This is a genomic window from Pedobacter deserti (assembly GCF_024436415.1).
GTDB classification, from domain to species: Bacteria; Bacteroidota; Bacteroidia; order Sphingobacteriales; family Sphingobacteriaceae; genus Pedobacter; species Pedobacter faecalis.
This window is the reverse complement of the sequence record NZ_JAFMZQ010000001.1, coordinates 478140-490678: the sequence shown is the minus strand read 5'-3', so window position 1 is coordinate 490678 and position 12539 is coordinate 478140. Positions and strand designations below refer to the sequence as shown.

Genomic DNA, 12539 nt, shown 5'->3' with positions numbered 1-12539 from the left:
GGGTTAAAATTTGAGGTTGAGCGAGAACAGGAAGTTCGTTCCTGCCTGCGGGAAGTAAAAGTTTTCCGTAGTGGTCAGTCCCTGATAAAGGAAACTATAGGTGTAACCGTTGCTTTCGTATCTTTCGTCCAGGATGTTGTTGACCAGCAGTCCGATATTAACACTCTTAATGCCGCTGAGTTTGAAATCATAGCCCAGACGCAGATTGTTGACCAGGTAGGCATCAAGTTTCCTGTTCTCATTCTGTGTGTTGTCCATAAACTGATCGCTCACATACTTGGCCTGCCAAGCAGCCGCCAGCCCTTTAAATGGCTTATATACCAGTTCGCCAAATAATACGGTGTTTGGCGAGAAGGCGATGTCGGGCCGCTCGTACGTGGTAGCCACCAGGCCGGCAAGGTCAAAGTTGTCGTCGTACTCCGGAACATAGTCTACATAGTCTTTGATCTTGTTCCGGCTGAAGGCCGCATTCGCATTAAGGGCGAAACGTGAGCTCAGGACGTATGATGCGTCAAGTTCGATACCCATCCTGTAGCTGTCGTCCACATTCTGCCTGTAAGCATCCGAAAACTCGTTGATCTCGCCCGTAAAGATCAGCTGATCCTTGTAAAACATCCCGTAAAGGTTTGCCCCGGCAGTGAGCCGTTCGTTTTTAAAGCGGTAGCCCAGTTCCACGTCGTTCAGTATTTCAGCCTTGGGCAAAGGAAGGCCGGCTTTTAAATTGGTGAAATCATCCCGGTTGGGTTCCTTATTTGCCCTGCTGAAGGAGGCATACACGTTGCTTTGCGCGTTCAGGAACACTGTGGCCCCCAGTTTGGGATTAAAGAAGTTGTAGTTGTTGTCGAAATTAAGTGTCTTGAGATTCTTATCGGTCCCGCTGATCCGGTACCCTACGTTCCTGTACTGGAGGTCGGCAAACAAGCTCAATTTTTCTACAGGGCTGAAATTGACCTTGCCATAGATGTTAAAGTCATCCTTACTGCCTTTTCCATCATAGTAATGGAAATTCTCCGGAATGGAAGAAGCGAACTGCGCCCAGGTAATTTCGCCGAAATGCTTGCCGCGGTATTCATTGTACGCCCCGCCAAGGGTGAAGTTAAGGCTGGACGCCGGCTGATAATTTAATGCGTAGGTGAGGCCGTAAAAGTCATTGTCGAGCCAGCGGCGGCGCACCAGGTCGCTTTCCTCTACCTCAGTGCCGCCCACGGTAACGTTTGGAAGACCGTAGTTGTCGAAACCCGCGGAGGCCTTAAATTCTTCAAAATAGCCCCTTCCATCAGTATAGTGCAGGGCTGCGTTGAACGACAGGTTATCGCCCAGTTGTCGCGCGTACAGGGCCTGATAATGGTTTTGCCAGTAATTGTCGGTCTGATCGTCGTACGTAAAGGAATTGTACGTTCTATTGCTGGAGTTGCGCAGGTTGGCCGCATCAGCTTCACTTAAATAGTTTCTTTCGATATACGCCTGTATACCTGCCGCATCGTTGCGCAGCTTGGCTTCCGGAACGCCGTTCCAGGCCTGGTAGGTTTGCTCAGAGCCGGCAAACACGTTGACCCGCAAAAGGTCATTTTTGCCATGATACGCGCCGGAGAGAAAATAGGACTTCAGATCGGAGGCTGCTCGGTCGATGAATCCATCAGACTTTATCCTGGACAGGCGGCCGTCGAAGCTGAATTTGTCGTTGATCAGTCCTGTTCCCACTTTGACGGTATTTTTCAGGGTATTGAACGAACCGAAGGTGTTGTTTAGTTCGGCATACGGCAGTTCAGACGACAAGCTGGTCTGTATGTTGAGGCTTCCGCCGAAAGCACCTGCGCCGTTGGTAGACGTCCCGATACCGCGCTGGATCTGTATGTTCTCCACCGAAGATGCAAAGTCGGGCATATTAACCCAGAACGTTCCCTGGCTTTCGCTGTCGTTGTACGGAATACCGTTGATGGTAACGTTGACCCTGCTGGCGTCGCTGCCCCTGATCCGTATGCCTGTGTAACCTACACCTGCACCTGCATCGGAGGTAACCACCACTCCGGGGGTATTATTTAATATGAAGGGCAGATCCTGACCGAAGTTGTTCTGTTCGATCTCCGTTTTGCTCAGGTTCCTGTAGGTTGTGGCCGATTTGTCGTTGGCGCGGGTCGACTGGATAATGATTTCGTTGAGCACAACGGCAGAGTCTTTGCGCTTTTTTAAGTCAGGTTTGCTTTGTGCGTTTACCGCAAACGGTGCCAGCACAATCAGTGCAATAGCTAGTCTTTTCAATGTGTTTGTTTTTAGTTAAACCACCATAAGTAAGGGGCACTTACAGCATTAGTTAACTTCATAACTCCTCCCTACGCCGGCATTACCCGGATCAGGTGCATACAACCATAATGTTGTATTGGGTATGATCTCAGCCTGTTTTTGTGTTTTCGGAAAAACAAGGCACCCCCTTTTGATGTGTAAACCTACAAAAATTTAGTTGGTTCCTCAAAAATCTGAGTAATTTGCAGCTTTGTGCAGAAAGGCATCTACGGCGTCGACAGCATTTTGAAGACGGTTCTCAATCCCTTTTACGACGATATAGTTGCCGCCTAATGCTTGCAGCTCGCGGTGCCAGATGTTCATGAAGTATTCCCGTTTATCGGGAAAGTCACGAAGGGGGTCGTAGGTCCAGGGCAAGTCAATGTCCATGAGCAGGTACAGGTCGTACGGATGCCGTGGCAGCTCGCTTAGGACTACAGATGGCGTATGGCCGAAGACTTCATCGCACCATATCTTCACGGTTAGAAAAGTGGTATCGCAGAACAGGAGTTTGCCGGTATTTACCGATGAGATGGCTTCTTCAAGCGCGAGCTGTCCGTAGAACATATTGATCTCGTCCTGTTCCGTACAAGGGGCTGTGAGGGCGGCGCAGTAATACCTGGCATATTCCGGTACCCAAAGACTATTGTAGTGACGGGCCAGTTGGGCGGTTATGGTCGACTTCCCCGTACTCTCGGGGCCTACTATGGCTATTTTAAGAGGTTTGATTGACATAGGTTTTCTTCCAGTCTGAATAACCTTTGAAGGCGATTACGATTAAGAAAGCATAAAATACGGCGCTTAGATTCAGGTTTTTGTATATGTAGAGCGGGATATAACAGAGGTCGACGATAATCCACATCACCCAGTTTTGCAGGACTTTTCTGGTGAGCAGGTATTGGGCAACGAAACTCATGGCCGTGCAATAACCATCGGCATACGGAACGTCTGAATTGGTGAAGTGGTCGAGAAACAATCCGAGAAGTACAGAAAGCAGGCTCACGGAAATAATTGCAAAAACCCAGTCACGCAGCCGCAGACTTGTCACGGCCTTTTGCGGCTGTTCGGTCGTTCTGTTCCAGTAGAACCAGCCGTAAAAAGCTGTAAGCAGGAAGTAAAACTGCAGTATCATATCGCCATACATCCGCGCATCGTAAAACACCCAGGCATAGGTGAGTACGCTGACGATGGATACAGGCCAGCTTAAGACTTTCTCTTTCGCTGCAAGGTAAATGCAGGCAAATCCGGTGATGACGCCCAGCCACTCGGGCCAGCTGGTGTAGGCGAACTGCTCGGCAATATGCCGGAGAAATGTTGAGATGGAATCCATTATTGTTGCGGGTTTGGAGCAGCAACAAAACCCAGTGACGCCCGGAGACTTACATCTGATTCGCTTTTTGAACGCAATATATATTCAATCCGGATGTGAAGGTCTTCGCCCATCAAATAGGTGTCCAGAATTTTCGTGTTGTCAATATCAAGTGCCAGTACCGGGCCTATGTTCTCCTGAATATCACTTCTTGAGGCTACCATAATTTGGTACCCGGCGCCGTTAGAGAGGTATAACTTCACTGACCGGAATATGCCCAGGTTTTGATCGCCGGGTTTAACAGCGGTAAGCCTTGCGCTGGCCATCACGACGTCGCGGACATAGCTTTTGCCTTCTTTGTTGCCGAATATCTCGTCAAAGCTGGAGGCGGCGAAGCTGGCCGTTACGACTTTGCCGGCCGGGGTATCTGCCGGCACGACAACCGTTGCTGTATAGGGAAAAGTCGATTTAATGATGGACTGTACCGTTGCGCATCCTAAAAGGAAGGTGGCGCTACATAGGAGAATAATTGCTTTTTTCACGGCTTCAGGTTATGTGTTATTAAAGGTCTCTTTTTTGCTATAAACTGATCTGCAAAAAATAACCGATTTATCAGCTTAATGATGTATCTTTGCATCCCGACAGAAGAGTCGGGGATTTCAACGCATCTCAGGACTGTTCGGTCTGCACAAAACTACATTTTTTACTACATTATAATAAGTTTAGACTTTTTTAAGCCTTATGCCTAAAGACACCTCCATACGCTCAGTATTGATTATCGGATCAGGACCTATCATCATCGGCCAGGCCTGTGAGTTCGATTATTCGGGATCGCAAGCCGCGCTTTCCCTGAAAGACGAGGGAATCGAAGTTTCGATAATTAATTCGAATCCGGCGACCATCATGACAGATAAGGTGATCGCTGATCATGTTTATTTGAGGCCTTTGACTGTGGATTCCATCGAGCAGATCCTGATGGAGCGGAAAATTGATGCGGTTCTTCCTACTATGGGCGGACAGACCGCGCTTAACCTGTGCAAGGAAGCGGAAGAGCGGGGTGTATGGGAAAAGCATGGTGTGCGTGTAATTGGTGTAGACGTTGCCGCGATTGAAAAAACAGAAAACCGGGAAGCTTTCCGCCAGCTGATGGTGGATATAGGCGTGGGTGTAGCTAAATCAAAAATAGCAAACTCTTTCCTGGAAGGTAAAGAAGCAGCTCAGGAGATCGGTTACCCGCTGGTTATCCGTCCTTCGTACACCCTGGGTGGTACGGGCGGTGGCTTCGTACATAAGAAAGAGGAGTTTGATCATGCGCTTAAGCGTGGTCTGGAAGCCTCTCCTACCCATGAGGTACTGGTAGAACAGGCTGTGCTTGGCTGGAAGGAATATGAGCTGGAGTTACTTCGCGACGGCAACGATAACGTGATTATCATCTGTTCTATCGAGAACTTCGACCCTATGGGTATTCATACCGGTGACTCGATCACTGTAGCGCCTGCGATGACTTTATCGGACCGCTGCTACCAGGAGATGCGTAACCAGGCGATCCGCATGATGCGTGCCATCGGAACTTTTGCCGGTGGATGTAATGTGCAGTTCTCCGTAAATCCGGAAAATGATGAGATCATCGCCATTGAGATCAACCCGCGTGTATCGCGTTCTTCAGCTCTTGCAAGTAAAGCAACCGGTTACCCGATCGCGAAAATTGCATCAAAGCTGGCTATTGGTTATAACCTGGATGAAATTGAAAACCAGATCACTAAAACGACGTCGGCTTATTTTGAGCCTACGCTCGACTATGTGATCGTGAAAGTGCCGCGCTGGAACTTTGACAAGTTTAAGGGCGCAAATATGGAGCTTGGTCTGCAGATGAAGTCGGTAGGTGAGGTTATGGCCATCGGCAGGAGCTTCATCGAGGCCTTACAGAAGGCTTGTCAGAGTCTCGAGATCGGTCGCGCCGGCCTTGGTGCCGACGGCCGCCATAACCGCAGCATCGAAGAGATTATGCATGGCCTTGAGCATGCAAGCTGGAACCGCTTGTTCCTGATCAAGGATGCCATGAGCATGGGTGTGCCGCTGGAGTCTGTTCGCAAAGCGACACGTATCGATAAATGGTTCCTGAACCAGATTCAGGATCTTGTGCAGCTTGAAACAGAGCTGAAGCGTTATTCGCTGAATAATATTCCGAGAGACTTCTTCGCTACATTGAAGCAGAAAGGTTTCTCCGACGTACAGATCGCTTATCTGCTGGGTAATGTTACCGAAGATGAGGTGTATGACCGCAGACGTGAGCTTGGAATAAGACGTGTTTATAAGATGGTTGATACCTGCGCCGCTGAGTTTGCAGCCCAGACGCCTTACTATTACTCGACTTTTGAGGAAGAAAATGAGTCGACCCCATCCGACAGGAAGAAGGTCATTGTACTCGGCTCGGGTCCTAACCGGATAGGTCAGGGTATCGAGTTCGATTACTCCTGTGTGCATGGATTGCTTGCAGCCAAAGAAAGCGGATTTGAGTCGATCATGATCAACTGTAACCCGGAAACGGTTTCTACCGACTTCAATATGGCGGATAAGCTATACTTTGAGCCTGTGTTCTGGGAGCATGTGCGTGAGATCATTGACCTGGAGAAACCTGAGGGCGTTATTGTTCAGCTTGGCGGACAGACCGCGCTGAAAATGGCGGAGAAGCTTCATGCCAAAGGCATCCGTATCATCGGAACTTCTTATGAAGACATGGATGTTGCTGAGGACAGAGGACGGTTTTCTGATCTGTTGAAAGAGCTGGATATTCCTTATCCGAAATATGGGGTTGCTGAAAATGCAGAAGAGGCTATTAAGGTGGCCAACGAAGTAGGTTACCCGGTGCTGGTACGTCCTAGTTACGTGCTTGGCGGCCAGGGCATGAGCATTGTAATCAACGACGAGGATCTTGAGAAAGCGGTGGTTAAATTACTGGGCGACCTTCCTGGAAACAGGGTGCTTATCGACCACTTCCTGGATCGTGCTGAGGAGACTGAGTCTGATTCAATTTGTGACGGGGAAGATGTACATATTGTCGGCTTGATGGAGCACATTGAGCCTGCGGGTATTCACTCGGGCGACTCAAGTGCGGTATTGCCCCCGTTCAGTTTGTCGGACAAGGTGATCAGCGATATGGAGACTTACTCTAAGAAGATTGCTAAGGCGCTTAATGTAATCGGGTTGCTAAATATCCAGTTTGCCGTAAAAGACGACAAAGTGTATGTGATCGAAGCCAACCCGCGTGCATCGAGGACGGTGCCGTTCATCGCGAAAGCTTACGACGTGCCTTATATCAATATTGCAGCTAAGGTAATGCTTGGTGTAAATAAACTGAAGGATTTCACGATTGAGCGCAAGCTTGAGGGCTTCGCGATTAAGGAACCTGTATTCTCATTCGATAAGTTCCCGGAAGTGACCAAAGAACTCGGCCCGGAAATGAAATCTACAGGAGAGGCGATCAGGTTTATCAAGGATCTGGAAGACCCATACTTCAGAAAGCTTTATAAAGACAAGTCAATGTATCTGTCGAAATAGATAGATGCTGATAAGCATATCAAAGTCCCGAAAGGGACTTTTTTTGTTAAAAAAAATCCTCGCTACCTTACGGTAACGAGGATAATCATCCCTATTGTATTATCAAACATCAAAGCGTGATAACAATATCATATATACAATTAGCAGGCCAATGTAAAGTTGGCCGTTATCTGCAATGTAGTGACTTAGTAATGAGTGTTTTACGATTTTTTGGGTTTCAAGGCATGAAAACACAGGTGTGAAATTCTTTTCTCAGATTGTAGATAACAAATAGACTTTTTTCACGTAGGGGGCCTTACCCAAACAGCACAGAGAACGCGTCATCAATTTTACTGACCTCGAGGATTTCGATATTAAACTTCTCTTTGCTCAGACCTTTGCCGTTGAAAGAAGAAATGAGGATTCGCTCGAAGCCTAATTTTTCAGCCTCCAGGATGCGCTGCTCGATGCGGTTGACCGCCCGGATTTCCCCGGACAATCCTACTTCGGCAGCAAAGCAGGTTTTTGCTGAAATACTGATGTCTTCATGCGACGAGATGATGGCGGCGACGATAGCGAGGTCAATGGCCGGATCTTCCACTTTAATACCACCCGCAATATTCAGGAAGACGTCAGACACGCTAAGCCTGAATCCGCATCTTTTTTCAAGTACGGCCAGCAGCATATTCATCCGTCGCGTGTCGAAGCCGTTTGCCGACCGCTGAGGCGTTCCATATGCTGCGGGACTTACCAGTGCCTGGGTTTCGATAAGCATTGGTCTGGCGCCCTCTAAAGTCGCCGAAATGGCAATTCCGCTAAGCTGCTCATCACGTTGTGAAAGCAGGATCTCCGAAGGGTTTGATACTTCTCTTAAGCCTTGGTTGTGCATGGCGTAAATGCCGAGCTCAGCCGCGGCACCGAACCTGTTCTTCACAGATCGCAGGATTCTATAGACATGATGCCTGTCGCCTTCAAACTGCAGCACAGTGTCGACCATATGTTCAAGAACCTTAGGGCCGGCGATAGTGCCGTCCTTAGTAATGTGGCCGATCAGGAATACGGGCGTATCTGTTTCTTTTGCAAACTTTAAAAGTTCAGCAGCGCATTCCCTTACCTGCGAAACGCTTCCGGGCGTGGAATCGATGTGTGCTGAATGGAGCGTCTGAATGGAATCGACAATAACAAGATCTGGTTCCAGCGCTTCTATCTGTTTAAAGATATGCTGAGTGGAGGTTTCTGCCAGGATATAACAGTCCGATGTCGGATTTGGCGTGATGCGCTCCGCACGCATCTTGATTTGTTGTTCACTCTCTTCGCCTGAAACATACAAGACGCGCTTGCCATGTACGTTCAACGCCAGCTGGAGCATAAGCGTAGACTTGCCTATACCCGGTTCACCCCCGATCAGTGTGACAGAGCCGGGTACGAGTCCACCGCCCAGCACACGGTCAAGTTCCTGATCGCCAGTGCCGAGCTTTTCTTCGGCTTTCAACTGAATATCGCTTACTTTTGAGGGTTTGTTAAGCCTTTGTGTGCTTTGCGTGGTTTTCCATGCCGGTATCTTGGAGGCAGGTTTTTCAATGAGTTCTTCTACAAAAGTATTCCATTGGCTGCATGAAGGGCACTTGCCTAGCCATTTTGCGGATTCATATCCGCAACTCTGACAGAAATACGCTGACTTGGTTTTGCTCAATGAGGTTTAGGGTTATTTCAACAAACGGTTGTTGTCGTCGGGAAACACAAGTATGGGCTGATACTTTTTCGCGTCCTCTACCGGAAGTGATCCATAGGACATGATGATAAGGATGTCGCCTACCTGAACCTTCCGGGCAGTTGCGCCATTCAGGCATACCATACCCGTTCCGCGCTCACCTTTGATGACATAGGTTTCGAAGCGCTCACCATTGTTATTGTTAACGATCTGTACTTTTTCGTTGGCAATGATCTGCGCAGCGTCCATCAAATCCTCATCAATCGTAATACTTCCCACGTAGTTCAGTTCAGCCTGCGTTACCCTAACCCGGTGTATTTTCGATTTTAATATCTCGATAATCATGAGGCAAAGTTAATCAAAAAGCAGCATATTGTCTATCAGGCGAGTGTCACCTACTTTGGCCGCAACCAGGGCGACCAGATTAGACTGTTGTTTGCTGGTTGCCGGAAGAAGTGTATCACCATCGGCAATGGTGAAATAATCCAGTTCGATTCCAGGCGTAGCTGTGATCATTTCTGCAGCTTTATGAAGCAGTTCAGCCAGGCTGTATTGCGAAAAATGCTCTTTAACATACTTCAGCGCTTTGCTTAGCACAAGCGCATGCCGGCGGTCTTCGGCCTGCAGATGTATGTTTCTAGAACTCATGGCTAAACCATCGTCCTCCCGGATTATGGGGCAGGAAATAACTTTAAGCGACATGTTGAAATGCTTAACCATCTGCCTGATCATAAGCACCTGCTGATAGTCCTTTTGTCCGAAAAAGGCCAGGTCGGGACTCACCGCATCGAAAAGTTTCTTAACGATTTGTGTCACGCCCTGATAGTGCCCCCTTCTGAACTCCCCTTCGAGCAGGAATTCAGCAGGGCCGAGATCTATATGCCATTCCTCTGGCTGAGGATACATCTCTTTCACGGAAGGCATAAAAACTACATCGCAGCCTGCTGTTTCGAGCATAGCGAGATCGTGCGCCAAAGGCCGCGGGTACTTTTCCAGGTCCTTAGGATCAGTAAATTGAGTTGGGTTTACAAAGATACTGCATACCACGATCCGGGCTTGCGCCTGTGCAGCGCTGATGAGTGAAACATGCCCCTGGTGCAAGGCCCCCATCGTAGGTACCAAAGCAACTTTACCCCCGGCCAGACGAGCGGTTTCAAGCAGCGACTTCAAGGCCGCAATCGTGTTTACAATTTCCAAAACAGCATATAAAATTTGAGCCGGTAAAGTTGCTTATTTATCTATTCTGAACAAAACATCTTGCTTGTTATATTGATAAATGTTATTATTTTGATTACCTTTGCCCCTTGATAATCTTTTCTTTAACATAAATTTTTATTTACGAATATGGAGATGGCAAAAACGAAGCTACTGATTGTTACACACGAGATGTCGCCTTTCCTTGAACTTACAAAGATTTCAGAAATTACCCGTCAACTGCCCCAGGCCATGCAGGACAAAGGATTTGAGATCCGGATCCTCATGCCCAGGTTTGGAAATATAAACGAGAGAAGAAACAGACTACATGAAGTAATCCGGCTGTCGGGCATGAACATCATCATTGACGACAACGATAACCCCCTGATCATTAAAGTTGCGTCTATCCCAGCTGCACGTATGCAGGTGTATTTTTTGGACAATGAAGATTATTTTCAACGTAAACATGTTTTCAGGGATAAGGAAGACAAATTTTATGCAGACAATGATGAGCGTACCATATTCTTCTGTAAAGGCGCGCTTGAAACCGTTAAGAAATTAGGCTGGTCGCCAGACATCGTGCACTGCCACGGCTGGATGACTTCACTTGTGCCGGCATACATCAAGACCACTTATAAAAATGATCCGACCTTTAAGAACTCAAAGGTTGTGTATTCCATATACGAACAGTGTTTTACCGAGAGCCTCAACGCCGACTTGTATAAAAAAGCGGTTATGAATGCGATGTCTGAGGAAGATACGAAAGTGTTCGAAAAAGCCAACTGCAGTGCCATGCATATCGGCGCGGTAAGTTACTCGGATGCTGTTGTGCTTGCCGATGAAAACATTGAAGCTGATGTGTTAAAATTTGTTAAAGATTCCAATAAACCAACTTTAGCTTATAATTTAACCGAAAATTTCGACAATTTCTATTCATTGTATGAAGAGATTTCAAGCGAAGAATTGGTTTCAATTGCATAATATCAGGCACTTAAATATGAAATTTATAAAACAAGACTTATTAACCCTGTTGATAGGTCTTTTTCTTTTTTCCGGCTGTAAGAGCACAAACTCTATAGGTATTGAGCCTGATCCGGATATGGCTATTGAGGGTGAGCTTGCCGTAGTAGGTGTAAATACGGTTACCGTGCGGGACGACGTTGGCTCAACGCTTGACCTCCCGAGGCACCCGCTTGGTTTTATCAGCAACGACCCGGTTTTTGGCAGTACGGAAAGTGCACTTGCCATGACCGTTTCACTTCCGGCTGAGGGGTTTAGCTTTGGTGAAGATCCTGTAGTAGACTCTGCCGTTCTGGTGTTGCCCTACGCAACTTCTGTGTCTCCATCCACGACGACGCACTTCTACGGAGATACCACCACCAGTGTGTATGCCTTTAATGTGCAGCAGCTTCAGGACGATCTTGCTTTGCAGCGCTCGTTTACAAGCGACAGGGAATGGCCGGCTAAACCTGCTGTGATAGGTTCTTTCAAAGGCAAACTCCAGCCTACGACCAAAGGACGTATCGTTGATATTGTGCCTGGCAAGCCTGATACTTCTAGAACGGTTTCTGTGCCTCAGCTGCGCATTCGCCTCGATAAAACTTTTATACAGAATAATATTGCCGACCTGGATTCGGCGACACGCTCAAAAAACATGAAGTTTACCAGCGTCTTCAAGGGACTTAAAGTAAGTATCAATAAAGCGGAAAGTACTGGTCCGGGCGGCCTTTTATTTTTAAATCTTTCGAGTACGGAAGTTTTAACCGGGGCTAATCTGGCGATATATTATAAAAAGAATATTGAAGGCTCTTTGATAGATAAAGATACAGCATCGGTGTACTTCCCGATATCTACGTCGACCGGCCGAATTGCGGCGACAATTAAACATGACTATACCGGGAAACCTGTGCTGGACCAGTTGAATAACCCTAGTCCAGCTACGCCTTATCAGGTGAGTTTTCTGCAGCCGATGGCAGGTTTAAGATCGAAAATATCTTTTCCTGAACTGGCTTCTTTTGTTAGCAACGCCAAGGCCGGCAACGCGAACGCTAAGGTTGTGGTGAGTAGAGCTGAACTCGTCGTCAATGTCGCCTCTGGTACAGATGTTGCGCCTTTTGTGCCCGGCGAACGGCTGTCACTTTACCGGCTTGACATAGCCGGTCAGCGTGCCCAATTAAGAGATAACATCCGAAGCACAGTTTCCACTAATCCGCTTGACTTTGGTGAGGTTGCGTTTGGTGGATTTTATGACAAGACCAATAAGCGTTACATCTTTACCGTAACCGGATATATTCAGGATCTGATCAATGGTGATACCATGGATTATGGCACTTATCTGGCGCCCAGTGCATTTTCAGAATTCAACCTTTCGACGCCTTTAAGTTCCGGCAACAGGACCGTGATCACATCCGGGACCCCCGGGGCGGGCGACAAGCCATTGAAGCTGAATATATATTATACCGTGGCGAACTAAAATTTTTTTCTATTTTCGCTGCATAACTTTAACCT

Annotated in this window: 10 protein-coding genes; 3 read left to right on the top strand and 7 right to left on the bottom strand. The window is 47.6% G+C overall.

The features are described 5' to 3' along the window. Positions 1-3: 3 nt before the first annotated feature. The 4 genes from J3P40_RS02270 to J3P40_RS02255 all read right to left on the bottom strand — a co-directional run bounded on the left by J3P40_RS02270 (position 4) and on the right by J3P40_RS02255 (position 4131). Positions 4-2259, bottom strand: coding sequence for a TonB-dependent receptor (locus tag J3P40_RS02270; RefSeq protein WP_256002453.1), 2256 nt, complete (start codon positions 2257-2259; stop codon positions 4-6). Positions 2260-2466: 207 nt separating this feature from the next. Next, positions 2467-3015: an AAA family ATPase gene (locus tag J3P40_RS02265; protein WP_256002451.1), complete on the bottom strand. Its 549-nt coding sequence runs from the start codon at positions 3013-3015 to the stop codon at positions 2467-2469. Beyond that, positions 2996-3610 carry a nicotinamide riboside transporter PnuC gene (pnuC, locus tag J3P40_RS02260; protein ID WP_256002448.1) on the bottom strand — a complete coding sequence of 205 codons (615 nt, stop codon included), beginning with the start codon at positions 3608-3610 and terminating at the stop codon, positions 2996-2998. Before pnuC ends, J3P40_RS02265 begins: the two co-directional genes overlap by 20 nt. Further along, positions 3610-4131 carry a hypothetical protein gene (locus J3P40_RS02255; RefSeq protein WP_256002445.1) on the bottom strand — a complete coding sequence of 174 codons (522 nt, stop codon included), beginning with the start codon at positions 4129-4131 and terminating at the stop codon, positions 3610-3612. Before J3P40_RS02255 ends, pnuC begins: the two co-directional genes overlap by 1 nt. A gap of 199 nt (positions 4132-4330) precedes the next feature. Between J3P40_RS02255 and carB the strand changes: the two genes are divergently transcribed. After that, complete coding sequence (gene carB / locus J3P40_RS02250; protein ID WP_256002443.1) at positions 4331-7147, top strand: carbamoyl-phosphate synthase large subunit; 2817 nt, start codon at positions 4331-4333, stop codon at positions 7145-7147. A gap of 295 nt (positions 7148-7442) precedes the next feature. Here the strand turns inward: carB and radA are convergent, their stop codons facing one another. Genes radA through panC form a run of 3 tightly spaced genes read right to left on the bottom strand, consistent with a single transcriptional unit; the run spans position 7443 to position 10034 of the window. After that, positions 7443-8819 (bottom strand): DNA repair protein RadA, encoded by a 1377-nt coding sequence (gene radA / locus J3P40_RS02245; RefSeq protein WP_256002440.1) that lies wholly within the window; start codon positions 8817-8819, stop codon positions 7443-7445. Between the two features lie 12 nt (positions 8820-8831). Continuing rightward, positions 8832-9182, bottom strand: a complete 351-nt coding sequence (gene panD, locus J3P40_RS02240) for an aspartate 1-decarboxylase (protein WP_256002438.1) — start codon at positions 9180-9182, stop codon at positions 8832-8834. A 9-nt stretch (positions 9183-9191) separates the two neighbouring features. Next, entirely contained in the window at positions 9192-10034 is an 843-nt protein-coding gene (panC, locus tag J3P40_RS02235; RefSeq protein WP_256002436.1) for a pantoate--beta-alanine ligase, read from the bottom strand. 153 nt (positions 10035-10187) lie between these two features. On the opposite strand from panC, the gene J3P40_RS02230 reads away from it, so the two are divergent. Both J3P40_RS02230 and J3P40_RS02225 read left to right on the top strand, forming a co-directional pair. Then, complete coding sequence (locus J3P40_RS02230) at positions 10188-11012, top strand: glycogen/starch synthase (protein ID WP_256007045.1); 825 nt, start codon at positions 10188-10190, stop codon at positions 11010-11012. A gap of 16 nt (positions 11013-11028) precedes the next feature. Further along, positions 11029-12504: a DUF4270 family protein gene (locus J3P40_RS02225; protein WP_256002434.1), complete on the top strand. Its 1476-nt coding sequence runs from the start codon at positions 11029-11031 to the stop codon at positions 12502-12504. Positions 12505-12539 lie beyond the last annotated feature (35 nt).